We start from the raw sequence: 25,720 nt of genomic DNA, 5'->3' as shown, positions 1-25,720 counted from the left end.
GTATATGTTAAAAGCACTTCAGCGTTTGATCTGAAGTGTTTTTGTCATGTCTTATTTTTCGTGAAGTTCTTGGTTTTTCAGAACCAGTTCTGAAACTTTGGCGAATTTTTTAAGTTTTTTGAGATCTTCTGGATGGGTTACCAAGCTGATGACACTACCTTCATTTCCCATACGACCAGTACGTCCTGCACGGTGAGTGTAGGCTTCACGGTCTCGAGGAATATCGAAGTTGATGACCACTTCAAGGTTTTCAATATCAATACCACGTGCTAAGAGATCAGTCCCTAATAAGAGTGAAATCTCATGGTTCTTGAATTTTTCCAAGATAACCTTACGGAATTTGACGTTGATGTCACTAGCCAATGATACCGCTGAAGCTCCGTTAAATTGGAGGCGCTCTTCAGTAGCCCCAAGGTCAGAAAGACTGTTGAAAAAGACAAGGCCACGGAAATCAGGAATATTGGAGAACTTACGGAGAAGTTCGACACGGTTACGTTTATCAACACTGATATAATAATGTTTAATAGTGTCTAGTTTCTGATCAGACAGGTCATAAACGATAGTATTTTCGATAAGATCTTGATCGTCAATTTTGTTGGTTGCTGAAATATAGATCATTTGATGGTCACGAGGAACATGGTGGCTGATTTTTGTCACAAAGTGGTATTGGCTATCACTGAGAAGCTCGTCAAATTCATCGAGAACGATAGTATTGACGTTCATCATCTTGATCTTTTTGAGTTTAATCAGCTCAAAGACACGGCCAGGGGTTCCAATGATAATTTCTGGTCCTTTCTTCAGGCGTTCAATTTGTCGCTTTTGACTAGAGCCCGAAAGAAAGAGTTGGGCAGTGAGTCCTAGTGGCTCAGCCCACTGTTTGGTTACGTCGAAAATCTGTCCAGCAAGTTCAGAATTAGGTGCTAGGATAAGCAGTTGCTGAGCTTTTTGGGGCTTAAGAGAGAGAAGAAGTGGGAGAAGGTAGGCTAGGGTCTTACCTGTTCCAGTTGGACTGATACCTAAGATATTGTCCCCTTCAGTGATTGGTGCAAAGAGTTCTTTTTGAATGGCAGTCTCTGTAGTGATTCCTTTGTTTTTAAGGAGGTCTTGCCATTGTTCAGGAAAGTTTTTAAACATAAAAGTCTCATTTTCTATATGGATTTGCTTTTATTATATCATGATTTAGTGTAGAATAGATAAGAAAGACTATATTAGATAGGAATTTATCATGCCTAAAAAACCGATTATTATTGGGGTTACGGGTGGTTCTGGTGGTGGTAAGACCAGTGTTTCCCGTGCCATTCTATCAAATTTTCCAGATGAGAAAATTGCCATGATTGAGCATGATTCTTATTATAAGGATCAGTCACATTTGACTTTTGAAGAGCGTGTGTCAACGAACTACGACCATCCTTTTGCCTTCGATACAGATCTTATGATTGAACACATCAATGAGCTGATTGCTGGGCGTCCTGTAGATATTCCGATTTATGACTACACCCAACACACTCGCAGTGAAAAGACTTATCGTCAGGAACCACAGGATGTCTTCATTGTTGAAGGGATTTTGGTACTTGAGGATAAACGCTTGCGTGATTTGATGGATATCAAGCTTTTTGTAGATACTGATGATGACATTCGTATTATTCGTCGTATCAAGCGTGATATGGAAGAGCGTGGCCGTAGCTTGGATAGTATCATTGAGCAATATATCAGTGTGGTTAAACCTATGTATCACCAGTTTATCGAACCTACGAAACGCTACGCAGATGTGGTGATTCCTGAAGGTGTTACAAATACTGTTGCTATCGATTTGATTAATACTAAGGTAGCAAGCATTTTGAAAGAAAGTCAGAAAGCCTAAGCAGGAGCTTGGCTTTTTTGGTATAATTGAAACGTTATGATTATTTTACAAGGAAACAAGATTGAGCGCTCTTTCTCAGGAGATGTGCTCTTTGATAATATTAATATTCAGGTAGATGAACGTGATCGTATTGCCCTGGTTGGCCGTAATGGTGCTGGAAAATCAACCTTATTGAAAATCTTGGTTGGAGAGGAAGCACCGACAAGTGGTGAAATCAATACAAAACGTGATTTGAACCTGTCTTACTTGGCTCAGGATAGTCGCTTTGAGTCTAGTAAGACCATCTATGCGGAAATGTTAAATGTCTTTGCAGGTCTTCGTGCAGACGAAAAACGTCTTCGTGACATGGAAATGAAGATGGCCGAGTTGACTGGGGCAGAATTGGACAAGTTAATGACTGACTACGATCGCCTTTCCGAGGATTTCAGACAGTGTGGTGGTTTTACCTATGAATCTGATATCAAAGCTATTCTCAATGGTTTTAAGTTTGATGAAAGCATGTGGGAAATGCCCATTTCAGATCTTTCTGGAGGGCAAAACACGCGCTTGGCTTTGGCGAAAATGCTGCTTGAGAAGCCTGAACTCTTGGTATTGGATGAACCGACCAACCACTTGGATATTGAAACCATTGCTTGGTTGGAGAATTACTTGGTCAATTATCAGGGGGCTCTAATCATTGTCAGTCACGACCGTTATTTTTTGGACAAGGTGGCAACAGTAACCTTGGATTTGACCAAACATAGTTTGGATCGTTATGTCGGAAACTATTCAAAATTCATGGACCTTAAGGCTGAGAAGTTGGCCACTGAAGCAAAGAACTTCGAAAAGCAACAAAAGGAAATTGCTAAGTTGGAGGACTTTGTTAATCGTAATATTGTTCGTGCCTCTACAACTAAGCGTGCCCAAGCCCGTCGTAAACAGCTTGAGAAAATGGAACGCCTGGATAAGCCAACAGAAGGCCAGAAGTCGGCAAATATGACTTTCCATGCGGACAAGGTCTCTGGAAATGTGGTCTTGACAGTGAGGGCTGCTGCTATTGGTTATGACGATGAGATTCTCTCAGAGCCGATTTCTCTGGATGTTAAGAAAATGGATGCCATTGCCATTGTGGGACCTAATGGTATCGGAAAAACAACCTTTATCAAGTCGGTAGTCGGTAAATTGCCTTTTATCAAGGGAACGTCAACCTATGGTGCCAATGTTGAAGTGGGTTACTATGACCAAACCCAATCTGCCTTGACACCGTCGAACACTGTTCTTGATGAGTTGTGGAATGATTTTGCGACAACTCCTGAAGTGGAGATTCGTAACCGTCTGGGAGCCTTTCTCTTCTCAGGTGATGATGTCAAAAAGTCGGTTTCTATGCTTTCAGGTGGTGAGAAGGCTCGTCTGCTCCTAGCTAAATTATCAATGGAAAACAACAACTTCCTCATCCTAGATGAGCCGACCAACCACTTGGACATTGATAGTAAGGAAGTCTTGGAAAATGCCCTTATTGACTTTGATGGAACGCTTCTCTTTGTCAGCCACGACCGTTACTTCATCAACCGTGTGGCAACCAAAGTGATGGAAATTTCTGAGGATGGGGCAACCATTTATCTTGGGGATTATGATTACTACCTTGAGAAGAAGGCGGAGCTTGAAGAATTAGCACGACTTGAAGCGGAAGAAAATCAAGGGCAAGAGGAGAGCCAAGTAGCTTCAGCGGGTGCTAGTGATTATCAAGCTCAAAAAGCTAGTCAAAAAGAGATACGCAAACTAAGCCGACGTATTGAGCAAATCGAAAATGAATTAGAAACCATCGACGAACGCTTGGGAAAAATCTCTGTTGTCATGCTTGAAACCAATGATGTGGCGGAATTGTCTGACTTGCAGAAAGAACTAGATGACTTATCAGTCAATCAAGAGGCTCTGATGGAAGAGTGGAGTGACCTTTCGGAACAGTTGGAAAGTTAAACAAACATGGGAACCTTTTTATATTTTAAGTTGTAAAAGGATTTCATTGTTGTCATACTAGTCTTAGTATATAAAAGGAGACTAGATTTATGAACAAAGTGAAGAAAAAAGTGTATCGTAATATGACATCTTTCAATATGATGGCATGGGGATCATTTGCCTTCTTTGTAATCTTGATGTTGGTAGACCTCTATACTCATAAATATCCGTTGATGGTTAAGGGGGACTATCTTATGGGATGTGTTGGTTTGATTTCATCTTCATTTACGGTATCTAAGGTTGTCCGTGATAACCAAAAGATGAGGAAAACTATAACAAACTCATTGTCCCAAAAACTTATGAATAATAATAGGAGAAACCTGGAAAGGCTTTTTCTTTTTTGTAGAAAATGTACTAATATTCTGAGTTTTACTAAATAGAAGTGTTATAATGGGATGAGAGGGTTTGACACTTTGTTTTATGGTATCGGACCCAATGCCTTATAAGACTAATCATCGTATAAGAATACGTTAGTGAAAAGGTAGGTAATATTATGGAATTCAAAGTGAAAGATGGTCAAATCATCTATTATCGTGACCTCGGTAAAGGCTTTCCAATTGTCTTCTTGCATGGCAATAATTTATCAGGAAACTACTTTGGTAAGCAAGGAATTCTATATCGAGACTATCGTTTAATTTTCATTGATAGTCGTAATCATGGCAGATCCAGTCGTCAGAGTGCTAAGATGACCTTTGAACAGATGGCTGCCGATTTGGAGGAAATTTTGCAATTTTTAAATATCAAAAAGGCTCTGTTTGTTGGTCACAGTGATGGGGCTAATCTAGCTATGGTTTATGCCAGTCGCTTTCCTGACCGGATTGCAGGGCTCTTGCTTAATGCGGGGAATATGACCTTTAAAGGATTGACCAGACGCTCAAGATTTCTGGTTTATATACAGTATTATTGCCTAAAAGCCTTATCGCCATTTTCATCTAAAATGGACATCATGGCTCAGATAACGGAGCTCATGCTACATGATTTGCCACTTGATAGGGAACGACTACATCAGGCTTCTTATCCTGTTTGGGTAGTTATGGGACAAAGAGATGTCATTAGTATTAGTCATTCAAGGGAGATTTCGGACCTCTTCCCAATTCATAAGCTCTATGTTGAACGGAGACAGGGGCATCGTCTAGCTCAACGAAAATATAAGGTTTTTAATCAAATGATCTGTGAGTTAGTTAGAATTAGTCGAAAAGAGGTGGTGGCATGAAGCGACTTATAGAAAGACTTCAACCTTTAAAAACTGCCGTTAAATCTGTCTTCTTTATTTCTATTACGGTTCTTGTTGTTGTAGAGTTGGTTCGTTTAAAACGAACGATCACTTTAGAATCGCTAGAGTCAGCTTTATCAGGTCTGTCAATTTGGCATCTTGCTTTGATGGTGGTGATAGGTTTAGTTGCTGTGTCACCTATGCTCTTTTATGACCTTATCTTGAACAGGGAGTTAGAGACGGATTTTTCCAAATCCTATATACTAGAAACGAGTTGGGCTGTCAATACCATTAATAACTTGGCTGGTTTTGCCGGTTTAGTCGACGTGGGGTTGAGGTATTCCTTTTATTCTGAAGATGGGCAGGAGAAGTCTGGTGTTAAGGCACTATCACGTTTATTGCCTTACTTTATGTCGGGCTTGTCACTCCTAAGCGGCTTGGTGTTTGCTACCTTTTGGTTTTTCCCTCTAAGTCCAGACTTGAGAAAGTATTGGTTACTGTTATTGGGTATTTTCCTTTATCTGCCTTTTATTTTCTTTGTTTCTAGTCGTGAAAAGTTAACCTATTTTGGTCAAGTACCATTGAAAACGAGGCTAAGTCTTCTTTTAGCTTCTACAGCTGAATGGGGAACGGCCCTTGGGAGCTTTGTAAGTGTGGCTTATTTAATGGGTTTGCATGTTCCTCTTTATAATCTGATTCCTCTTTATTTCCTAGCGGTTATTATTGGTATCTTCTCTATGATTCCGGGCGGGATTGGTAGTTTCGATTTGATTGTGATTACCGGTCTGACTTCTATGGGGGTTAGTAATGCTCTAGCGGTCAGTCTACTATTGCTCTTTCGTCTAACCTACTACATCATTCCATTTTTATTAGGTGTTGTCTTCTTTTTCAAACACATGGGAGGCCACATCAATGAGAAATACTTCAAGATTCCTTCACGAGTATTTGGTGGAAGTTTCCATCGTATCCTTGTTTATTTGTTACGTTTTTTAGGAATCTTCTTGATTTTATCTGCCCTAATCCCAGAACGCTTGGCAAATGTTTACTTTATTAACCGTTTTGATCCTATTCAGGAACAGTTGATCTGGCAGTTTCCAAGTATTTTATTTGGAACCCTCTTTGTTTTCATGGCTCGTCTGATCAGACGTCGGGTTAAGGGAGCTTTCATTGCCTCCTTGATAACCTTTGTCTTGGCTTTAATTTATGTCAATCTCAATGGTATTTCTTGGGCAATGTCATTCCTAATTGTACTCTCTTTGGTGCTTATGTTGATCATCAGAAAGCGGTTGTATCATCGTTACTTTGTTTATAGTTGGGAAGACAAAACTAAGGATTTCCTTTTCCTAGCCTTTACTATTCTGGTTCTTCTTGTTCTGGGTGGCAGCGGTTTTTGGTCTCATTTATTGCCACCTAAGAACCGGGATGTTCTTGGACATTTTGTTCATATTTGGTTTGATATTTTACTGGGATCGGTAATCATTGCAACCATTGTTTGGGTTGTTTTGAGAGTTTTGACGCCTCGTCAGCATTTTGGTCAAAGCATGGATAATGAGCGCTTCACAGCACTTCTTGAGAAATATGGGGGTGCATCAGAAAGTGCTCTAGCTTATTTACATGATAAACGCCTCTTTTGGTATCGTATCGATGGACAAGACCAGGTAGTTTTCCAATTTGCACAAACCAGTAACAAGTGTGTGGTTATGGGCAATCCTATTGGTAATGAAATATATTATCGTCCAGCTTGGGAAGCTTTCTTGAAAAACTTATCTGATTGGAATTTACAGGCTTTATTTTATGAGGCGGATGAGAGTGTGACCCTTATGCTTCATGATTATGGCTTTGACTTCATGAAATTTGGAGAAAATGCCATGGTTGATTTGACGACATTTTCTGTAGATGGTAAGCATGGTAAGAAGTTTCGTAAACCAACCAATCGTGTGGAAAAAGCAGGCTTCCAGTTTAAATTACTTAATCCTCCATTTTCGGAGACCCAGATGCAGGAAATGAAGGCAGTCTCAGATATTTGGCTTAATGGTCGTAAGGAGAAAGGTTTCTCTCTTGGTTTCTTTGATGAAGCCTATCTACAACAAGCACCGATTGCTATCGTTGAGAGTGAAGAAGGCGAAATTGTGGCCTTTGCTAATATCATGCCAACCCAAAATAAACAGGTGGCGACCATTGACCTTATGCGTTACGACTTTGAGAAGGCTCCTGAAGGCATTATGGACTACCTTTTCGTCAAACTCTTCCAATACTTCCAAGCAGAAGACAAGAAGTACTTTGATATGGGAATGGCTCCCCTAGCCAACGTTGGTACTGAAGAAGATAGTTTCTTAGAGGAAAAGGTTGCCAATTTAGTTTATATTTTTGCTCAGCGTTTTTACTCTTTTAGTGGGCTCCAACGTTACAAGGAAAAATTCTCTCCAATTTGGTCTCCAAAATACATTGTCTATCCAAAAAGAACCTGGCTCTTGTTTGATATGATTGCTATTCTAAGGATTGATAATCGTAAAATTGAAGATAAAATGAAGAAAAGACGTCTTTGGAAGTAAATACGACAAAAAAAGTGACCCTCCAAGGTTCACTTTTTTTGTTTAAAAGAATTATTTCTCGAATTCAGCTTTTGATTTAGTATCTGCATACTCTTCAGCAATCTCGCTTGAGAGTATGTCATCATAACTTGGTAATTGAATATCCTGACCATATTTGTTACGAAGGGCAGTTGTTACCAAGCGGTAAGCAAGGTTAGCATTACGAGAAAGAATCGGACCATGGAAGTAGCTACCATAAACATTTTTATAGTGGACACCTTCAGTACCATCTTCTTTGTTATTACCATTACCGTAGACAACTTTACCAAGTGGTTTTTCATCATCGGAAAGGAAGGTACGTCCTTGGTGATTTTCAAAACCATAATAGGTTTCATTGAACTCTTCGTTATGGATTTTGATGTCACCGATGTAACGGTTATTTTCTTGATTAAGGGTGTAGTGGCCCATAACACCGATACCATCAATGCGGACACCGTTAGCCTGAATGTAATATTGTCCAAGAAGTTGGAAACCACCACAGATGGCTAGGATCACTTTATTATCTTGGATGAATTGACTAATGGCATCACGTTTAGATGGGAGATCTTTGGCAACGATAGATTGTTCGTAGTCTTGACCACCTCCAAAGAAGACCATGTCGTAGTGGTCCTTGTCGAAGTCATCTCCAACTGAAACGATGTCGAAGGTCATCTTAGCACCAAGCTTTTCCCCCACGTATTTCATCATAAGGACATTACCGTTGTCACCATAGGTATTGAGCAGATTACCGTAAAGGTGGGCAACATTTAGGTCATAGGTGTAGTCACGATTTTCTGGAGATTTGAGAGAAGTATAGGTCATTAGTTCATCTCCTTTCCAACAGCATGACGTTGAGCAAGAATGTCACGGAATTCAAGCATGGCAGTATAGGTCGCTAGGATATAGGCATGGTCGCAATCTTGTTTTTCAATCAAGGCCATAATATCTTCAAGTTTTTCTGCTTGCGTAATCTTGTCCTCTGGATAGCCAGTCACACGAAGACGGCGGGCAATTTCAGAATGGCGAACACCACCAGCATTAATCTCAGGGATATCCATTTCGAGAATGCTTTCAAAGTTGGCATCCCAAATCCAGCTAGTATCAATACCATCAGCATAATTGGCGTTAAGAAGGACTGACAAGCTAAATGGATAATCTGCAAGTTTAATCATGTCAAGAGCTTGGCTAGCTCCTACGGGATTCTTAATTAGTACGAGGGTACATGATTTGTCACCAATCTTAAAGGTTTCTTGGCGTCCAAAGACAGCACGACTCTTATCAAAACCAGCTTTGATTTGCTCTGGAGCCACTCCGAAGAATTCAGCGACAGAAACCGCAGCAAGGGCATTGTAGATGTTATAAAGACCACCGACATTAATCTTGTAATCTTGTCCATCAATGACAAATTCAGAAGTAGTGTTGGTAATTTTAGTCAACTCTGTTAGCTTATAATCTAATTCTGGACGGTGGAAGTCACAGTTAAGGCATACATAGTCACCCAAGTTAGCGTAAGTATTAAGGCGATACTGAAGAATGCTCTCGCACTTAGGACACACAATTCCTTCAGTATTATAATGAGCCAGCTCAGGATCATGTTTTTCAGTGTCAAAACCGTAGAAACGCACGGGATTGACTATCTCTTTAGAATTAAAGAGAGGACTGTCCCCATTAGCCAAAATAGTAGCCTCAGGTGCCTTAGCAGCACCGTCTAAAATCATCTGATAAGTGGTATAGATTTCACCATAGCGGTCCATTTGGTCACGGAAAATATTTGTGAAAACAAAAAGACTTGGAGTGATGTATTCAGTGATTTTTGGAAGGCTGGCCTCGTCAATTTCCAAGACAGCAATTTTCTTACCAGACTTGGCTTTTTTAGCTGTTAGGAAGGTAGAAGTGATCCCTGTGATCATGTTAGCCCCACTAGGATTGGTCACAATCTCACCAAAAGCTTCCTTAAGAATACCTACTGTCAAAGCTGTTGTCAGAGTCTTACCGTTGGTTCCAGTGACAACGACAATTTCGTAGTCCTTAGCTAAAGTGTCTAAAATATCTTTGTCAAATTTAAGGGCAATTTTTCCAGGCAGGGTTGAACCACGTCCCAATTTTGAAAGGACGAAATGGCTAGCTTTACCCGCCAGAATTCCCATGGTAGTTTTCATAGTCATGAATTTATTTTATCACAAAAAGTAGTGATTGTAGTCTCAAAATAGTTAGAATTCGTGGTATAATAGAAACTGTTTAAAAATTAAAAGAAAGTGTGATATGTATGGGAATACTTTCGTCCATTGATATTGATTTTTGGCGGTCACTCTTCGATAGTCCGCTGAAAGTTATCGTTAATAGTTTGGACATATTAATTGTTGCTTTTTTAATTTATCGCTTTATTAGGGCCCTACGAGGAACAAAAATTATGACCCTTGTTCAAGGGGTTGTCTTATTTATTTTAGTCAAACTGATTTCTGATTTTATAGGCTTCACGACGATTTCTTATTTGATGAATCAGGTCATCAACTATGGAGCTATTGCGGCGGTTGTAATCTTTGCACCAGAGCTTCGTTCTGCACTTGAAACATTTGGACGGACACCTCAGCATTTTTTGCAAAATAAAGAGGTCAGTTCAGATGAAAAATTGGTTCAAGCCTACGTTAAAGCTGTTAAGTACATGAGTCCTCGTAAGATTGGGGCCTTGGTTTCTATTGAACAGACTCAGACCTTACAAGAGCAGATTGCGACTGGGATTCCACTTGATGCGGTGGTGACTGGGGAACTGTTAATTAATATTTTCATTCCAAATACACCTCTTCATGATGGTGCAGTAATCATAAGAGATAATAAGGTTGCAACAGCTTGTTCTTATCTGCCATTATCAGAGTCTAATAAGATTTCCAAAGAATTTGGGACAAGACACAGGGCTGCTATTGGTCTTTCGGAACAAACAGATGCACTTACCTTTGTTGTATCTGAGGAAACGGGTGCGATTTCCATTGCGTACAAGGGCAATTTTTTGCACGGACTCTCAGTTCAAGAATTTGAACAAGAGTTAAGTCTTATCTTGTTGAAAGAGCAGGAACCACGTCAGTTATTCTTTCAACGTTGGATGGGAGGTGGTGAAAAATGAAGCGTTTAGTAAGATTTTTCACAATTGATCGCTTGTGGCAGATGGTAGTTGCCCTCTTCTTTGCTATCACACTCTTTTTCACAGCATGGTCGGGGAATACGCAAAATAAAAATAATAGTTCAATTGCATCCAATACTTTCACACAAACTGTTGAGTCGGTACCTGTGGATATCAAATACGATAGTGATAAGTACTTTATCAGTGGCTATTCCTATGATGCTGAGGTCTATCTGACAGCGACGACACAATTGGCCTTGACGACTGAAGCAACAAGTGATACACGTCATTTTAAGTTAGTTGCCGATTTATCAAATCTTGGCCAAGGGACAAGTCGTGTTCCTATTCAGGTTAAGAATTTACCGGCTGGAATGTCTGCCCAAGTATCACCATCGACCTTGACAGCAACCATAGGTAAAAAAGCTAGTAAGACATTTGATGTAGTTGCAAATATCACACCGGATAAGTTGGCTAATGGCTATGAAGTGAAAAAGGTTAGCTTGGATGAAACCAAGGTAGAGGTGACGTCAAGTGAGGATATCATTAATCAAATTGATCACGTTCAAGCAGTCTTGGAAGGCGATGACAACTTGTCTGATGATTATGATGGTAACTTGGTTCTTCAAGCAGTTTCGTCTAGTGGAACGATTCTAGCTAGTTCAATTTCCCCAGCTAAGGTTCATGCCAAGATTAGCTTGAGAAAATTGAGTAAATCAGTTCCAGTTAAGCTAGAGTTGACTGGCGATAAGGCTAGCAACGTGTCTAGAATCAGTTATAGTTTTGATCGTGCTCATGTGACCATTGTTGGTAGTCAAGAAGATATGGATAAAATCGATAGCATCACAGTCCCTGTAGACATTAGCCAAGTAACTAAGGATACATCGAAAACCTTAGAGCTTACAGCAGAAGGTGTCACAGTGCAACCAAGTACTGTGAAGGTTAACTTGAAAGTCACGCAAAAGTGAGGGAGTTACATTTTCATCAAATTCAGATATAATAGATTGGATTGAGAGGGAATAGTCTCATAAAAATGTAACCAATTAATAATATTTTAAAACAAGGGTTGAAAATATTGGTGCCATCTTATACAGTTAAATTATCTAGATAGGGTTCACTAGATTAGATTGACTCTTGCTAAACGGCATCAAAGTTTAAGGAGGATTTAGTGCACAGGCACTAATAGTAAATTTATGGGTAAATATTTTGGAACAGACGGTGTTCGTGGAGAAGCAAACGTTGAGCTTACGCCTGAATTGGCTTTCAAATTAGGTCGTTTTGGTGGTTATGTGCTTAGTCAACATGAAACTGGCCGTCCTAAAGTTTTTGTGGCTCGTGATACACGCATTTCTGGTGAGATGTTAGAATCTGCTTTGGTAGCGGGACTGCTCTCAGTAGGTATCGAGGTCTATAAACTTGGGGTACTTGCGACACCAGGTGTATCATACTTGGTACGTACAGAAAATGCTAGTGCTGGTGTAATGATTTCAGCCAGCCACAATCCAGCTCTTGATAATGGTATCAAGTTCTTTGGTGGTGATGGCTTTAAATTGGATGATGCGCGTGAAGCGGAAATTGAAGCTCTTCTTGATGCTACAGAAGATACGCTTCCACGTCCTTCAGCTGAGGGACTTGGAACACTTGTGGATTATCCAGAAGGTCTTCGTAAATACGAAAAATTCTTGGTGTCTACTGGTCTTGACCTCGGTGGTATGAAGGTTGCCTTGGATGCAGCTAATGGTGCGGCTGCGGTATCTGCACGTAACATTTTCCTTGACTTGAATGCAGAAATCGCTGTTCTTGGTGATCAACCTGATGGCCTTAACATCAATGCCGGTGTAGGTTCTACACATCCAGAGCAATTGCAGGCTTTAGTTAGAGAAACTGGTTCAGCAATCGGTCTTGCCTTTGATGGTGACAGTGACCGTCTCATTGCCGTTGATGAAAATGGCGATATTGTCGATGGTGACAAGGTGATGTATATCATTGGTAAATACTTGTCCCAAAAAGGTGAGTTAGCTAAAAACACCATTGTTACAACAGTTATGTCAAATCTTGGTTTCCACAAGGCTCTCGACCGTGAAGGTATTAACAAGGCTGTGACTGCTGTTGGTGACCGTTACGTTGTTGAAGAAATGCGTAAAAACGGTTATAACCTTGGTGGCGAACAATCTGGTCACGTTATTATCATGGATTACAACACAACTGGTGATGGTCAATTGACAGCTATCCAATTGACTAAAGTCATGGTTGAAACAGGTAAGAGCTTGTCTGAGTTGGCAGAAGAAGTGACAATTTATCCTCAAAAATTGGTTAATATCCGTGTGGAAAATAGCATGAAAGATAAAGCTATGGAAGTTCCTGCAATTGCCGCTATTATTGAAAAAATGGAAGCTGAGATGGCTGGAAATGGCCGTATCTTGGTTCGTCCAAGTGGTACAGAACCTCTCCTTCGTGTTATGGCAGAAGCACCAACAGATGATGAAGTGAACTATTACGTTGATACGATTGCTGATGTTGTTCGTGAAGAAATTGGATTGGACTAAGTATGATAGCTAAACTGAGAGCCTTCATAGCTACCGAAGTTTTCAAGTACCTTTTCTTTGGTGTCTTGGCAACTTTGGTTTACATGGTTAGTCGTACTTTGATTTTTCAGTTTACCCAACAAGGAACACTTTCAGCGGTCTTAGCAAATGCGATTGCCATTATCTTTGCCTTTTTTACAAATGACATCTTTGTCTTTAATCAGGAAACGACCGGTATGGCCACGCGCTTTGTTAAGTTCGTAGGAGCCCGCCTTTTGACCTTGGTCTTGGATTTGGCATTAGCCTTTTTCTTGGTAGATACCTATCCAGAAATTATTGGTCAATTCGTTGGCCATAGTCAGGCATGGGTAAATGGTATAGAGAGTGTATTTGCTCAGGTCCTTATCATTGTGTTGAATTATATTATTTCTAAATTCTTTGTCTTTACGGGCGAAAAGGTATAAATAAAAAGGAAGTTGTTAGGAAATGTGTTAAAACCATTTCTTACCAACCTCCTTTTTTGATATAATTGAAGAGACTTTAAAAAATAGAAAGATGAAACATGTACGTACAATTATCTCAACGCCTCAAGGACGTAGCAACCTACGTTCCCAAAGGCGCAAAACTCTTGGATGTAGGCAGTGATCATGCCTATCTTCCGATTTATTTACTTGAAAAAGGCTTGATTACTTCAGCTATTGCTGGTGAAGTGGTAAAAGGCCCTTATGAATCTGCTCTTGCTAATGTCTCATCCTCTGGTTTCCAAGATAAAATCGATGTGCGCTTGGCTAATGGCTTGGCTGCCTTCGAACCTGCTGATGAGGTAACAACTATCACGATTTGTGGTATGGGAGGACGTCTTATTGCGGATATCCTAGATGCTGGAAAGGACAAACTAACAGTCGTAGACCGTTTGATTTTACAACCTAATAATCGTGAAGATGATCTCCGTATTTGGTTGATGGAAAATGGTTTTGAGATTATTGCCGAATCCATCATGACTGAAAATGGCAAATACTATGAAATCATGGTGGCAGAAGCTGGTCATATGAGCCTTTCAGACAAGGAAGTGCGTTTTGGTCCTCATTTCATGAAAGACCAATCTCAGGTTTTCCAGCTCAAATGGCAGCGAGAAATCAATAAACTAGAGATTGCCTTAGGTTCCATTCCTCTTGCCAATCAGACTGACCGTGCAGCTATTGAAGATAAAATTCAAACCATTAAGGAGGTTTTGAACCATGTTAGCTAGTGAACTTATCAAGACTTATGAGGAATTTTGTCCACAGGAGCTTTCCATGGAAGGCGATGTGGTTGGCTTGCAGATTGGTAGTCTGAACAAGGAGATTCAGAGGGTCATGGTTACCTTGGATGTTCGTGAAAATACAGTAGCTGAAGCTATTGAAAAAGGTGTAGACCTCATCATTGCCAAACACGCTCCAATTTTCCGTCCAGTTAAGGATTTGGTGTCTTCCCCTGACCGAGATATTTTGCTTGACCTGGTTAAGCATGGTATTGCAGTCTATGTGAGTCATACTAATATTGATGTTGTCAGTGATGGACTTAATGATTGGTTTTGTGAGCTACTTGAAATTAAAGATACGACTTATTTGACGGAGACTTCTGAAAATCATGGAATCGGTCGAGTAGGTGATATCGCGCCACAGACCATTGAAGAACTTGCTCTTAAGGTTAAGGATGTTTTTGGTTTGGACAGTGTTCGTTTGGTGCGTTATGACCATGATAATCCTCTTGTTAGCCGTGTGGCTATTTGTGGTGGTAGCGGTCAAGGATTTTACCAGGATGCTTTGAAAAAGGGCGCACGAGTCTTTATCACGGGTGATGTTTATTACCATACAGGTCAGGAAATGATTACTAACGGTCTCTTGGCTATTGACCCTGGGCATCATATCGAAGCACTCTTTATCGCAAAGATTGCTGAGAAACTTGAAGTCTGGAAACGTGAGCATGATTGGAATGTAACCATACTTGAGAGTCAGTCTTCAACAAATCCTTTTGACCATTTGTAGGAGGATGTGTTTGTGACTTGGCTTTTACATCAAAATGTGGTCTTTTTAGCCTTGCTTGCTGGTCTTTTTACTTGGGGGTGTACCATTGTCGGCTCGGCCATTGTTTTCTTCTTCAAGAATATTAGCCGTAAATTATTAGATATCATGATGGGCTTTGCGGCTGGTGTCATGATTGCGGCCTCTTTTTGGTCGCTCTTGGATCCCTCTTTAACTTATGCGACTCAAAATGGCTATGGGAAGTGGTCATGGTTCCCTGCGGCAGCTGGTTTCTTGCTTGGAGGTGTGGCCCTTCGTTTGATTGATGCCGTCGTTCCCCATTTGCATTTGGGAAATGATATCTCGAAAGCTGAAGGGATTCAACCCCGCAAGAAAAAGTTGTCAAAGACAGCCTTGCTCTTTTTGGCTATCACCATTCATAATTTTCCAGAAGGATTAGCGGTTGGTGTTACCTTTGGTGCCCTAGCTGGTGGCAATATGACATTCGCGGGTCTTGTGGGAGCCATTGGTCTAGCTATAGGTATTGGTATGCAGAATGTCCCTGAAGGTGCAGCCCTCTCTATTCCTATTCGGGCAGATGGAAAATCTCGTATCAAGGCCTTTTATTGGGGCTCTATGTCAGCCATTGTAGAGCCTATAGGGGCTGTTATGGGAGCTGCTCTTGTTATGTGGATGATGACGATTATTCCTTATGCTTTGGCCTTTGCGGCTGGTGCCATGATTTTTGTGGTAACGGAGGAATTGATTCCTGAATCACAAACCAATGGTAATACTGATGTCGCCACCTTGGGACTCATGGTTGGCTTTGTCGTCATGATGGTCATGGACGTGGCCTTAGGTTAAAAATACTAGAGAGCTGTGTCTATTGATATAGGACTCAGCTCTTTTCAAATAGATGGAGTAAAAAATGGAAATTGCAATTGTTGGTGCAGGTATCGTCGGTTCAACGGCTGCCTACTACTTATCAAAAGAAAAAGACGTAGAGGTTACGGTATTTGATCATGGTATTGGACAAGCAACCAAGGCAGCAGCAGGGATTATCAGTCCCTGGTTTTCTAAACGCCGAAATAAGGCCTGGTATCGCATGGCCCGTTTGGGAGCTGATTTTTACCAAGATTTAGTTTCAGCTCTTGAAAAGGATGGTTATGACACGAGTTTCTATGATCAGTCTGGTGTGGCCCTTCTCAAGAAAGACGATAGTAAATTGGACGGTTTGTATCAGCATGCAGAAACTAGGCTAGAAGAGTCACCTATTATTGGTGAACTCTCCATAAAAAATGCTGACAACCTCCCTGAATTCACTGGATTTGACCGTTATCTCTATGCCTCAGGAGGAGCCAGAGTCGAAGGGGCAGAATTAACAGCGACTTTGATTGAGGCCTCTGGTTTTGAAAAGGTAGGGGGGCCAGTCACACTCTCTCCTCTTGATAATGGGACTTATGAGATTAATGGTCAAACTTTTGACAAGGTCATTCTCGCTTGCGGTGCCTGGCTAGGTCAAACGCTTGAACCCCTTGGTTTTGAAGTGGATGTTCGCCCTCAAAAGGGTCAATTACGAGATTATTTCTTTGAGGGGTTAGATACGGGTAAGTTGCCTGTTCTGATGCCAGAGGGTGAATTAGATATCATTCCTTTTGCGGGTGGAAAGATTTCGGTAGGGGCCAGTCACGAAAATGACAAAGGCTTTGATTTGACGGTTGATGAAGCTGTTTTAGAAGGTTTGGAGGAGGAGGCTAAGACCTATTTTCTTGACTTAAGAACTGCTAAGTCCTTCTCTGAACGTGTGGGAACTAGAGCATACACCAGTGATTTTTCGCCTTTCTTTGGAGAAGTTCCAGAGCTTAAAAACGTCTTCGTTGCTTCAGGTCTAGGTTCCTCAGGGCTTACAACAGGGCCACTGATTGGAAAAAATCTAGTTGATTTGGCCATGAATCGCTCTGGTAACTTGGACAGTTCAGATTATCCAGTGACTCAGTACGTTAAGAAGAAAGATCAATAGTTGTAAAGCCCCTCAACATATTAAAATTTAAGAAAAGGATGACAATCACTATTTCCAAGAGTAATAGTGCAAGAAAAGGATTGTATTCGAAATTCTTATTCTATTTGATTAAGAAAATGGACACTTGTGATTTTCTTAATGAAAGCTTAAGAACATAGGGTTTACCGTGACAAGAGGGCTGAAAAATGCTAGAATATAGGTAATATATTAGAGAAAAAAGGAGCCTTCTTATGAAAGGTATTATTCTTGCAGGCGGTTCAGGGACACGTTTGTATCCATTGACACGTGCTGCATCAAAACAACTGATGCCGATTTACGATAAACCAATGATTTACTACCCACTCTCAACGCTTATGTTGGCTGGTATTAAGGAAATCCTCATCATCTCAACGCCACAGGACCTTCCACGTTTTGAAGAGCTCCTTGGTGATGGTTCTGAGTTCGGTATTTCACTTTCTTATGCAGCACAACCGAGTCCAGATGGATTGGCTCAAGCCTTTATCATTGGTGAAGACTTCATTGGTGACGATAGTGTTGCCCTTGTCCTTGGGGACAACATTTTCCATGGCAATGGTCTTTCTGCCATGCTTCAACGTGCTGAAGCTAAGGAAAAAGGTGCCACAGTCTTTGGTTATCAAGTTAAGGACCCAGAACGTTTTGGTGTTGTTGAGTTTGACGACAATATGAATGCCATCTCCATCGAGGAAAAACCTGAGCATCCAAAATCAAACTTTGCTGTAACTGGTCTTTATTTCTATGACAATGATGTCGTGGAAATTGCCAAAAATATCAAGCCAAGTCCTCGTGGCGAACTTGAAATCACGGATGTTAACAAGGCTTACCTAGAACGTGGAGATCTCTCTGTTGAGCTTATGGGACGTGGCTTTGCTTGGTTGGATACAGGCACTCACGAAAGTCTCTTGCAAGCTGCTCAGTACATCGAGACAGTTCAACGTTTGCAGAATGTCCAAGTAGCTAACCTTGAAGAGATTGCCTATCGTATGGGTTATATCACTAAAGAACAGGTTCTTGAATTGGCACAACCACTTAAGAAAAACGAATACGGACAATATTTGCTCCGTTTGATTGGAGAAGCATAATGACTGAACAATTTTTTGGTAAAGAACTAGCTGCCCACAAGATTGATGCCATCCCAGGTCTGATTGAATTTGATATTCCTGTTCATGGAGATAACCGTGGATGGTTCAAGGAAAACTTCCAAAAGGAAAAGATGTTGCCACTTGGTTTTCCAGAATCATTCTTTGCAGAAGGAAAATTGCAAAATAATGTTTCTTTCTCACGTAAAAATGTTTTGCGTGGTTTGCACGCTGAGCCTTGGGATAAATACATCTCAGTAGCAGATGAAGGAAAGGTTCTTGGAACATGGGTTGACCTTCGTGAAGGCGAAACGTTTGGGAATACTTATCAAACAGTCATTGATGCCTCAAAAGGAATCTTCGTTCCTCGTGGTGTTGCCAATGGTTTCCAAGTTTTGTCTGACAAAGTATCATATAGCTACCTCGTAAACGATTACTGGGCACTTGAGCTAAAACCTAAATACGCCTTTGTCAACTATGCTGACCCAAGCCTTGATATCAAGTGGGAAAACTTGGAAGAAGCAGAAGTCTCAGAAGCAGATAAAAATCACCCATTGCTCAAAGACGTTAAGCCACTAAGAGCAGAAGATTTGTAAAAATAAACCTTGCACAGCATTTTTGCGACTGCAAGGAGCCTGTTAGGATAGTTCCTGCCCTAGTGGAAACAAGATTCCCATAAGGGAATCTTGTAGGAGAATCCGGAGACTTCGGCATCGGATTTAGCCATGAAACCGAAGGGTTGCTGGCGTCCCTCGCTAGCGAAAGGAACGATTAAGAAAAAACAATATTTTTTGGAGAAAAAATGACTGAATATAAAAATATCATCGTAACTGGTGGCGCAGGTTTCATCGGTTCAAACTTTGTACACTATGTCTACAACAACCATCCAGACGTACATGTGACTGTCCTTGACAAACTCACTTACGCTGGTAACCGTGCTAACATTGAAGAAATCCTTGGTGACCGTGTTGAATTGGTTGTTGGTGATATTGCTGATGCTGAATTGGTTGATAAATTGGCTGCTAAGTCTGATGCTATCGTTCACTATGCGGCTGAAAGCCACAATGATAATTCATTGAACGACCCATCACCATTTATCCACACAAACTTCATTGGGACTTACACACTCTTGGAAGCTGCTCGTAAATACGATATTCGTTTCCACCACGTGTCAACAGACGAAGTTTATGGTGACCTTCCATTGCGCGAAGATCTTCCTGGACACGGTGAAGGTCCTGGTGAAAAATTCACAGCAGAAACAAAATACAACCCATCATCACCATACTCATCAACTAAGGCTGCTTCAGACCTTATCGTTAAAGCATGGGTGCGTTCATTTGGTGTTAAGGCAACAATTTCAAACTGCTCAAACAACTATGGGCCATACCAACACATCGAAAAATTCATCCCACGTCAAATCACCAACATCTTGGCAGGAATTAAACCAAAACTTTATGGTGAAGGTAAAAACGTCCGTGACTGGATTCACACTAACGACCACTCAACTGGTGTTTGGGCTATCCTCGCTAAAGGTCGTATCGGTGAAACTTACTTGATTGGTGCTGATGGTGAAAAGAATAACAAGGAAGTTCTTGAACTCATCCTTGAAAAAATGGGTCAACCCAAAGATGCTTACGACCGTGTCACAGACCGTGCTGGTCACGATTTACGTTACGCTATTGACTCAACAAAATTGCGTGAAGAACTTGGTTGGGAACCACAATTCACAAACTTTGAATCAGGTTTGGAAGAAACGATCAAGTGGTACACAGATCACCAAGACTGGTGGAAAGCCGAAAAAGAAGCTGTTGAAGCTAACTACGCTAAGACACAAGAAGTGCTTAAATAATTGGAAAATCTATCACTTATAAGCTAGTGATAGATTTTTCTATTGAGAATTGTTAGGAGAGATGACGAATCGAAAAGAATGTCTTGAATATTTTGAAGCGATTAATGATCGTAAGCCCACTATTCAGGAGTGTCAGCAGGCCCTTCTAAATGGTGAATTTGTTATGGAAGGAAAACAAGCTACTTTTTCCAACGATGGGAAATCTGTGACTGAAGGAGTCATGCCTTTACCAAATCAAACGACTGGTCAAATGGTTAACCCAGCTTCTTTACAGCAAATGGTCTTTGTTTAGAATAAAAAGTTTGGGAAGAAGACTTTTATTGGTCTTGGGATTGCTTTATTTCTTGTTATAGCAACAAGTCTTGGATTCTTTTTGTTTTCTTCCAAAGAAACAAACTTGGGTGGCTTGTGGGTAAATGGTAATAATGACGGACTTGTTTATGATTTAAAAGAATTCAAAACTTTTTACTGGCTATACGGAAGATAATATTAAAGAAGTTTCTCTCGGTAAGAAGGTTCGACAAGAGTTTGAAAGAAGCATAAAGGCGGTAAGTGATTCAAAACTAAAATCTATTGCTGATTTTGACAAGAAGTACCAATTCCATACAAAAGAGGTCATACAGGTTAAGACTGAACGATATGGCTACTATAATCTGGTTCAGAAGGATGGGACAAATGTCATTTTAGACATAGGCTTATCAGAAGTATATTCCCACGGATCAAATACTAAAGAATTTAAAAAGAGATGTCTTTTTTGTAAGGCAGGGGATCCCAAAGTTTTTGTTGGAAAATGGAAGACATTTAATTATGAAGATGAATCAGAAGGAGAAGCAACTATCTCTGAAAATGGTGTTATTATTACTGAATCAGATGATTTATCTATCTTAATTGCTAAACCTTTGAAAGAATATCTGGTGGACAAAACTGGTAAAGTAGATAATGATAAGGTGCAAAAAGAGTTTGCTAGAATACAGAAGTCTCTTAAGTCACATCGTTACCAAGCTAAGAGTGTTAATGATATCTACCACGATGAGAGAAGTTCCTACTATTTAGCAGTTGTAGATGGTGGCAAGCGTATTGTTATCTTAGAGGATAGCTACGATCATTCCTATTCAGGTTATCCTGAAAGAGAAGGTACTCGCTAATATCAGATAAGATAAGGAGTACATAAATAATAGTCAAGAGTCTATCATTCCTGTGGGAGTGATAGGCTTTTTTGGTTAAAAGGACGTATTAACTTATGACAGTGACACAATTAATTACATAAATATTACAAAAATTACATAAAGTACTTGATATCTGTAACAAAATAGATATAATAGACATATAGAAAAGAGGTTTATGAAAATGAAAAGAAAAGCTATTCGTGTTTGTTCCCTTGTTTTGTTATCTGTAGCTGTCTCTACAGCGCTTGTCGGATGTGGCTCTAAGTCAGAAAAAGACACTGCAGCATCATCTACAACTTCAACTTCTAAAGTAGTGAAGCCATCTGCTAAAACAAAAACATCTGAGCAGCAGTCTGCTAAAAAGGCTAAGACAGAAGCTTCATCTTCAAAGGATTCTAAAGTTCAAGAAGAAGCGAGTGCTCCTGAAGCTAGCTCTTCAAAAAGTCAAGCCACAGCTGGAACTGATGGTCAAGCAGGAACAAGTAGCAGTGCTGCTTCTGAGTCAAACAAGTCTAGTCAAGCAACAGCTGATACCCAAAGTGACGCTCCTGTCCCAGCAGGTTTGGTTGGAACTTGGACAGGTACGAGTCCTCAAGCAACAGACATTAGTTTTACAGTTGATGCCGAAGGAAACATTACTTCAAAGGCAAATTTCAATGTTGATTACGAACCCTATCGTCAAAGCTCTACAACTGCAAAAGCTGTTCAAATTTCTGGAAATCTCTATGTTTGGGAGGGTGGCGATTTTTCTACCTTGCTTCCTGGTATTACAGGACTAGGGGGAGCTGGTTTCCAAGCTAAGCCTGGCTTTATTCTTAAAAATGGAACTTACACGCCAGTTCAATTCATCTCTGACTTGGGACCAACCTTTGATTATAGCAACTATAATGCTTTCCCATTCTCATTAACAAAATGAAGTAAAGAAGCTATCTGGAGAGGTGGCTTCTTTTTTGGATCAAACTCTTATCATTCAAGGTCTCATTTCTGCTTAAAAAATGGTAGAATAGTTACATGCAAACAAAACCAACGTCAGCCTATGTGCACATTCCATTTTGCACACAAATTTGTTATTATTGTGACTTTTCTAAGGTCTTTATTAAAAATCAGCCCGTTGATGACTACCTACGGGCTTTGATTCGTGAGTGGGAGCTTTTAGATATCAAGGAGCTTCGCACTCTTTACATTGGTGGTGGGACACCGACAGCTATTTCTGCGGAGCAATTGGACTACCTTTTAAGCAATCTTCAGAGGAACTTAGATCTGTCTAAGTTGGAGGAGTTTACCATCGAGGCCAATCCCGGTGATTTGACGGTTGATAAGATTGAAGTACTCAAAAAATCTGCTGTTAATCGCGTCTCTTTAGGGGTTCAGACCTTTGATGACAAGCATTTGCGTCAAATTGGTCGCAGTCACAATCAAGCACAGATTTATGAAAGTATTGATAGCTTAAAGGCTGCTGGTTTTCATAATATTTCCATTGACCTCATTTATGCACTACCAGGTCAAACCATGGATCAGGTCAAGGAAAATGTGAAAAAGGCACTTGAACTGGATATTCCACACTTAAGTCTCTATAGCTTGATATTGGAACATCACACGGTTTTTATGAATAAGATGCGTCGGGGTAAGCTTAATCTCCCGACTGAGGATTTGGAAGCAGAGATGTTTGACTATATTATCCAAGAGTTGGAAAAAAATGGTTTTGAGCACTACGAGATTTCAAACTTTACCAAACCTGGGATGGAGAGTTGTCACAATCTCATGTATTGGAATAATGATGAGTATTATGGTGTGGGTGCTGGAGCCTCTGGTTATGTCAATGGTGTTCGTTATCGCAATAGAGGACCTATCCAGCATTACCTTAAGGCTATAGCTGAGGATGGTCATGCGAGACTTCACGAGGAGCATCTGACTAAGGCGGAGATGATGGAAGAGGAGTTCTTCCTTGGTTTGCGTAAAAAGTCGGGAGTGTCCATCAAACGTTTTGAAGAGAAGTTTGGCTTGTCATTCGCGGATACTTATGGGGACATTGTGAAAAAATTACAGGAAGATGGACTCTTGGTCAAGGATTCAGAGGTGGTTCGTATGACCAAACGAGGACTTTTTTTGGGTGATAGTGTCGCTGAACAATTTATCTTGGAGGATTAGATGGGATTAAAATTTAGTATTCCTTATCAGATTCCGTTTTATGAGACGGATATCACGCATCAGGTAAAATTACCGCACTTATTGGCTTTTTCATTGCAAGTATCTGGTATGCAGTCAGAGTATCTGGGGAATACGGATAAGGAAGTTTTTGATAAATACGGTCTGGTTTGGATTGTGACAGACTATGCGATTGAGATTGACCGCTTGCCTCGCTACAATGAAAAGGTGACCATTACAACGGAAGCTATTTCCTATAATAAGATTTTCTGTTACCGTAATTTTTACATCACAGATGAAACTGGTCAACAAATCATGCTCTTTAAGACTACTTTTGCCCTTATGGATTATGAAACGCGTAAGGTAGCCGAAGTGCCAGATGAGGTGGTAGCACCTTATGGGGCTGATAAGACTAAAAAGTTGCTTAGAGGGCCTCGTTATAAGGCTTTGGAAAATCCAATTGAGACGCTTTATCGTGTGCGTTATTTTGACCTAGACATGAATGGCCACGTTAATAATAGCAAGTACTTGGAGTGGATGTTGGATGTTTTTGATTTGGCCTTTTTGACCAAGTACACACCAGCCCATATTGACCTCAAGTATGTTAAGGAAATTCATCATGGGTCAGAGATTATTTCAGGCTATGAGTTTGACCAAGAAAATTTGAGCAGTCAACACCAGATTTGTGTTGATGGTAATGTTCATGCCCAAGCCACTATTCAATGGAAAGAAATAGGAGACGAGTAATATGACATATAAAGGTTATTTGATTGATTTAGATGGAACCATTTACAAGGGTAAGGACCGTATTCCTGAAGGGGAGGCCTTTGTTAAGGAGTTGCAGAAGCGTAAAATTCCCTATCTTTTTGTGACGAATAACAGTATGCGTACACCAGAGATGGTCCAAGAGCTTTTGCGTAATCAGTGCGAGTTGGAAACACCTCTTGAAACTATTTATACAGCAACCCTGGCGACAGTTGACTACATGAATGATATGAATCGTGGTAAGACAGTTTATGTTATTGGTGAGACTGGGCTTAAATCTGCTATTGCGGATGCGGGATATACGGTAGATGAGGAAAATCCTGCTTATGTGGTAGTGGGATTGGACCGTGAAGTCACTTATGAAATGCTGGTTAAAGCAACCCTTGCTATCCATAAAGGGGCTGTATTTATTGGGACAAACCCAGATTTGAATATTCCAACTGAACGTGGTCTTCTTCCAGGTGCGGGTTCCCTCTTAGCTCTTATCGAGGCGGCTACACGTGTGCCTCCAATCATTATTGGTAAGCCTAAAGCTATTATCATGAACAAGGCTCTTGAAATCCTTGGGACAGAACGTAGTCAAACGATTGTGGTTGGTGATAATTACTTGACCGATATTACAGCTGGCATTAAAAATGACTTTCCAACACTTCTTGTGACGACTGGTTTCACCAAGCCGGAAGAGGTTGCGGATTTACCAGTAAAACCAGATCATGTGCTTTCTAGTCTAGCGGAGTGGGATTTTGATGCGAACTAAGATTGAGGCTGTTCTGACTCCGATTTGGCTCTTGGCCTTTTCTATTCTATTGACGATTTATCTGGCTTGGGTTTTTTATTATTTTGATATTGACTGGATGCATCTTTGGGACTATGTCATTCTTGGCAAGACAGAGCTCTGGCATAATTTCAATATCCTCATGAAGTACCTGACCTTTCCTTGGGTTGGTCATCTGTCCATGCCTGATTTTCCATCGTCGGAAAGTGGCCTTAAGCATTTTCATGATGTGAAGTGGCTCTTTCATTTGGTGCAGGGGCTTGTTATTCTACTAGCTTATCCAGCAGTAACCTCTCTTTGGCGTAATGTGAAGAAGGGGACCTTTGGTCTTTACGTTAAACTTTATATGAGTCTAGCACTCTTGCCGGTCCTTATTGGGGTTGTGGGGCTTTTTCTCGGATTTGATGAGTTTTTTACGCTCTTTCATGAAGCACTCTTTCCTGGGGATAGCAGTTGGCTCTTTAATCCAATATTGGACCCAATTATCAATGTTTTGCCAGAAGAGTACTTCCTTCAGTGCTTTGTGATTTTCTTTATTATTTATGAGGGAATCATGGTGAGTCTGACCTGGTTGGCCCGTAAGCAGCTTAAAATGTATTTGAAAAATAAGGAGTAGTTATGTCT

The 25,720-nt window shown here is 40.5% G+C and carries 25 protein-coding genes and 1 pseudogene; 23 read left to right on the top strand and 3 right to left on the bottom strand.

Annotation, left to right across the window (positions count from 1 at the left end; all coding sequences use genetic code 11):
• Nucleotides 1-51: 51 nt before the first annotated feature.
• Nucleotides 52-1,134 carry a DEAD/DEAH box helicase gene (locus RDY04_RS07010; RefSeq protein WP_303951160.1) on the bottom strand — a complete coding sequence of 361 codons (1,083 nt, stop codon included), beginning with the start codon at nt 1,132-1,134 and terminating at the stop codon, nt 52-54.
• Nucleotides 1,135-1,225: 91 nt separating this feature from the next.
• On the opposite strand from RDY04_RS07010, the gene udk reads away from it, so the two are divergent.
• The 5 genes and pseudogenes from udk (at nt 1,226) to mprF (ending at nt 7,621) form a co-directional block, all read left to right on the top strand.
• Entirely contained in the window at nt 1,226-1,861 is a 636-nt protein-coding gene (udk, locus tag RDY04_RS07005; RefSeq protein WP_002890688.1) for a uridine kinase, read from the top strand.
• 36 nt (nt 1,862-1,897) lie between these two features.
• Nucleotides 1,898-3,817: an ABC-F family ATP-binding cassette domain-containing protein gene (locus tag RDY04_RS07000; RefSeq protein WP_303951164.1), complete on the top strand. Its 1,920-nt coding sequence runs from the start codon at nt 1,898-1,900 to the stop codon at nt 3,815-3,817.
• Between the two features lie 89 nt (nt 3,818-3,906).
• Nucleotides 3,907-4,163: pseudogene (locus RDY04_RS06995) on the top strand (YiaA/YiaB family inner membrane protein).
• Nucleotides 4,164-4,349: 186 nt separating this feature from the next.
• Entirely contained in the window at nt 4,350-5,069 is a 720-nt protein-coding gene (locus tag RDY04_RS06990; RefSeq protein WP_303951166.1) for an alpha/beta fold hydrolase, read from the top strand.
• On the top strand, nt 5,066-7,621 hold the full coding sequence (gene mprF / locus RDY04_RS06985) for a bifunctional lysylphosphatidylglycerol flippase/synthetase MprF (protein WP_303951168.1): 2,556 nt from the start codon (nt 5,066-5,068) through the stop codon (nt 7,619-7,621). The genes RDY04_RS06990 and mprF overlap by 4 nt, the downstream gene beginning before the upstream one ends.
• 51 nt (nt 7,622-7,672) lie before the next feature.
• On the opposite strand, the gene gatD is transcribed toward mprF, so the two are convergent.
• Nucleotides 7,673-8,461, bottom strand: coding sequence for a lipid II isoglutaminyl synthase subunit GatD (gene gatD / locus RDY04_RS06980; protein WP_303951170.1), 789 nt, complete (start codon nt 8,459-8,461; stop codon nt 7,673-7,675).
• Nucleotides 8,461-9,804, bottom strand: coding sequence for a lipid II isoglutaminyl synthase subunit MurT (murT, locus tag RDY04_RS06975; RefSeq protein ID WP_303951171.1), 1,344 nt, complete (start codon nt 9,802-9,804; stop codon nt 8,461-8,463). The genes gatD and murT overlap by 1 nt, the downstream gene beginning before the upstream one ends.
• Before the next feature lie 101 nt (nt 9,805-9,905).
• Between murT and cdaA the strand changes: the two genes are divergently transcribed.
• From cdaA to RDY04_RS06890, 18 genes are all read left to right on the top strand, one after another.
• A complete protein-coding gene (gene cdaA / locus RDY04_RS06970; RefSeq protein ID WP_295495524.1) occupies nt 9,906-10,757 on the top strand; it encodes a diadenylate cyclase CdaA in 852 nt (283 codons plus the stop codon).
• Nucleotides 10,754-11,719, top strand: coding sequence for a YbbR-like domain-containing protein (locus tag RDY04_RS06965; RefSeq protein WP_303951174.1), 966 nt, complete (start codon nt 10,754-10,756; stop codon nt 11,717-11,719). Before cdaA ends, RDY04_RS06965 begins: the two co-directional genes overlap by 4 nt.
• 225 nt (nt 11,720-11,944) lie before the next feature.
• On the top strand, nt 11,945-13,297 hold the full coding sequence (gene glmM, locus RDY04_RS06960) for a phosphoglucosamine mutase (RefSeq protein ID WP_303951176.1): 1,353 nt from the start codon (nt 11,945-11,947) through the stop codon (nt 13,295-13,297).
• A gap of 2 nt (nt 13,298-13,299) precedes the next feature.
• Nucleotides 13,300-13,740 (top strand): GtrA family protein, encoded by a 441-nt coding sequence (locus RDY04_RS06955; RefSeq protein ID WP_295495470.1) that lies wholly within the window; start codon nt 13,300-13,302, stop codon nt 13,738-13,740.
• A gap of 98 nt (nt 13,741-13,838) precedes the next feature.
• Entirely contained in the window at nt 13,839-14,525 is a 687-nt protein-coding gene (locus RDY04_RS06950) for a tRNA (adenine(22)-N(1))-methyltransferase TrmK (RefSeq protein WP_303951179.1), read from the top strand.
• Nucleotides 14,515-15,303 (top strand): Nif3-like dinuclear metal center hexameric protein, encoded by a 789-nt coding sequence (locus RDY04_RS06945; RefSeq protein ID WP_303951180.1) that lies wholly within the window; start codon nt 14,515-14,517, stop codon nt 15,301-15,303. Before RDY04_RS06950 ends, RDY04_RS06945 begins: the two co-directional genes overlap by 11 nt.
• Before the next feature lie 12 nt (nt 15,304-15,315).
• Complete coding sequence (locus RDY04_RS06940) at nt 15,316-16,143, top strand: ZIP family metal transporter (protein ID WP_303951181.1); 828 nt, start codon at nt 15,316-15,318, stop codon at nt 16,141-16,143.
• Nucleotides 16,144-16,207: 64 nt separating this feature from the next.
• Nucleotides 16,208-17,299, top strand: coding sequence for an FAD-binding oxidoreductase (locus RDY04_RS06935; protein WP_303951182.1), 1,092 nt, complete (start codon nt 16,208-16,210; stop codon nt 17,297-17,299).
• A gap of 230 nt (nt 17,300-17,529) precedes the next feature.
• Nucleotides 17,530-18,399, top strand: a complete 870-nt coding sequence (rfbA, locus tag RDY04_RS06930; RefSeq protein WP_295495484.1) for a glucose-1-phosphate thymidylyltransferase RfbA — start codon at nt 17,530-17,532, stop codon at nt 18,397-18,399.
• Nucleotides 18,399-18,992 (top strand): dTDP-4-dehydrorhamnose 3,5-epimerase family protein, encoded by a 594-nt coding sequence (locus RDY04_RS06925; RefSeq protein WP_303951184.1) that lies wholly within the window; start codon nt 18,399-18,401, stop codon nt 18,990-18,992. Before rfbA ends, RDY04_RS06925 begins: the two co-directional genes overlap by 1 nt.
• Before the next feature lie 206 nt (nt 18,993-19,198).
• Nucleotides 19,199-20,245 (top strand): dTDP-glucose 4,6-dehydratase, encoded by a 1,047-nt coding sequence (gene rfbB, locus RDY04_RS06920; RefSeq protein ID WP_303951186.1) that lies wholly within the window; start codon nt 19,199-19,201, stop codon nt 20,243-20,245.
• A gap of 61 nt (nt 20,246-20,306) precedes the next feature.
• Nucleotides 20,307-20,537, top strand: a complete 231-nt coding sequence (locus tag RDY04_RS09625; protein WP_374110370.1) for a hypothetical protein — start codon at nt 20,307-20,309, stop codon at nt 20,535-20,537.
• A gap of 607 nt (nt 20,538-21,144) precedes the next feature.
• Nucleotides 21,145-21,390 carry a hypothetical protein gene (locus tag RDY04_RS09620; RefSeq protein WP_374110369.1) on the top strand — a complete coding sequence of 82 codons (246 nt, stop codon included), beginning with the start codon at nt 21,145-21,147 and terminating at the stop codon, nt 21,388-21,390.
• A 196-nt stretch (nt 21,391-21,586) separates the two neighbouring features.
• The gene (locus RDY04_RS06910) at nt 21,587-22,327 is read left to right on the top strand and encodes a hypothetical protein (RefSeq protein WP_303951188.1); all 741 of its coding nucleotides are present in this window, start codon (nt 21,587-21,589) and stop codon (nt 22,325-22,327) included.
• A 95-nt stretch (nt 22,328-22,422) separates the two neighbouring features.
• Nucleotides 22,423-23,559 carry a radical SAM family heme chaperone HemW gene (gene hemW / locus RDY04_RS06905; RefSeq protein ID WP_303951190.1) on the top strand — a complete coding sequence of 379 codons (1,137 nt, stop codon included), beginning with the start codon at nt 22,423-22,425 and terminating at the stop codon, nt 23,557-23,559.
• Nucleotides 23,560-24,303 (top strand): acyl-ACP thioesterase domain-containing protein, encoded by a 744-nt coding sequence (locus RDY04_RS06900; RefSeq protein WP_303951192.1) that lies wholly within the window; start codon nt 23,560-23,562, stop codon nt 24,301-24,303.
• Nucleotide 24,304: 1 nt separating this feature from the next.
• Entirely contained in the window at nt 24,305-25,078 is a 774-nt protein-coding gene (locus tag RDY04_RS06895; RefSeq protein WP_303951193.1) for a TIGR01457 family HAD-type hydrolase, read from the top strand.
• Complete coding sequence (locus tag RDY04_RS06890) at nt 25,068-25,712, top strand: TIGR01906 family membrane protein (RefSeq protein WP_303951195.1); 645 nt, start codon at nt 25,068-25,070, stop codon at nt 25,710-25,712. Before RDY04_RS06895 ends, RDY04_RS06890 begins: the two co-directional genes overlap by 11 nt.
• Nucleotides 25,713-25,720 lie beyond the last annotated feature (8 nt).

Source organism: uncultured Streptococcus sp. (assembly GCF_902463925.1).
Classification (GTDB): Bacteria; Bacillota; Bacilli; order Lactobacillales; family Streptococcaceae; genus Streptococcus.
Note: the sequence above shows the minus strand (reverse complement) of the source record. Positions and strands in the feature narration are given on the sequence as shown.

Excerpts from the sequence above, each read along its gene's own strand:
- mprF (WP_303951168.1), top strand. The coding sequence starts at position 5,066 with ATGAAGCGACTTATAGAAAGACTTCAACCTTTAAAAACTGCCGTTAAA.
- rfbA (WP_295495484.1), top strand. The coding sequence starts at position 17,530 with ATGAAAGGTATTATTCTTGCAGGCGGTTCAGGGACACGTTTGTATCCA.
- RDY04_RS06945 (WP_303951180.1), top strand. The coding sequence starts at position 14,515 with ATGTTAGCTAGTGAACTTATCAAGACTTATGAGGAATTTTGTCCACAG.
- udk (WP_002890688.1), top strand. The coding sequence starts at position 1,226 with ATGCCTAAAAAACCGATTATTATTGGGGTTACGGGTGGTTCTGGTGGT.
- RDY04_RS06990 (WP_303951166.1), top strand. The coding sequence starts at position 4,350 with ATGGAATTCAAAGTGAAAGATGGTCAAATCATCTATTATCGTGACCTC.
- RDY04_RS07010 (WP_303951160.1), bottom strand. The coding sequence starts at position 1,134 with ATGTTTAAAAACTTTCCTGAACAATGGCAAGACCTCCTTAAAAACAAA.
- cdaA (WP_295495524.1), top strand. The coding sequence starts at position 9,906 with ATGGGAATACTTTCGTCCATTGATATTGATTTTTGGCGGTCACTCTTC.
- RDY04_RS06965 (WP_303951174.1), top strand. The coding sequence starts at position 10,754 with ATGAAGCGTTTAGTAAGATTTTTCACAATTGATCGCTTGTGGCAGATG.
- RDY04_RS06895 (WP_303951193.1), top strand. The coding sequence starts at position 24,305 with ATGACATATAAAGGTTATTTGATTGATTTAGATGGAACCATTTACAAG.
- rfbB (WP_303951186.1), top strand. The coding sequence starts at position 19,199 with ATGACTGAATATAAAAATATCATCGTAACTGGTGGCGCAGGTTTCATC.
- murT (WP_303951171.1), bottom strand. The coding sequence starts at position 9,804 with ATGACTATGAAAACTACCATGGGAATTCTGGCGGGTAAAGCTAGCCAT.
- RDY04_RS06910 (WP_303951188.1), top strand. The coding sequence starts at position 21,587 with ATGAAAATGAAAAGAAAAGCTATTCGTGTTTGTTCCCTTGTTTTGTTA.
- glmM (WP_303951176.1), top strand. The coding sequence starts at position 11,945 with ATGGGTAAATATTTTGGAACAGACGGTGTTCGTGGAGAAGCAAACGTT.
- RDY04_RS07000 (WP_303951164.1), top strand. The coding sequence starts at position 1,898 with ATGATTATTTTACAAGGAAACAAGATTGAGCGCTCTTTCTCAGGAGAT.
- RDY04_RS06890 (WP_303951195.1), top strand. The coding sequence starts at position 25,068 with ATGCGAACTAAGATTGAGGCTGTTCTGACTCCGATTTGGCTCTTGGCC.
- RDY04_RS06935 (WP_303951182.1), top strand. The coding sequence starts at position 16,208 with ATGGAAATTGCAATTGTTGGTGCAGGTATCGTCGGTTCAACGGCTGCC.
- hemW (WP_303951190.1), top strand. The coding sequence starts at position 22,423 with ATGCAAACAAAACCAACGTCAGCCTATGTGCACATTCCATTTTGCACA.
- RDY04_RS06900 (WP_303951192.1), top strand. The coding sequence starts at position 23,560 with ATGGGATTAAAATTTAGTATTCCTTATCAGATTCCGTTTTATGAGACG.
- RDY04_RS06925 (WP_303951184.1), top strand. The coding sequence starts at position 18,399 with ATGACTGAACAATTTTTTGGTAAAGAACTAGCTGCCCACAAGATTGAT.
- RDY04_RS06950 (WP_303951179.1), top strand. The coding sequence starts at position 13,839 with ATGTACGTACAATTATCTCAACGCCTCAAGGACGTAGCAACCTACGTT.
- gatD (WP_303951170.1), bottom strand. The coding sequence starts at position 8,461 with ATGACCTATACTTCTCTCAAATCTCCAGAAAATCGTGACTACACCTAT.
- RDY04_RS09625 (WP_374110370.1), top strand. The coding sequence starts at position 20,307 with ATGACGAATCGAAAAGAATGTCTTGAATATTTTGAAGCGATTAATGAT.
- RDY04_RS06955 (WP_295495470.1), top strand. The coding sequence starts at position 13,300 with ATGATAGCTAAACTGAGAGCCTTCATAGCTACCGAAGTTTTCAAGTAC.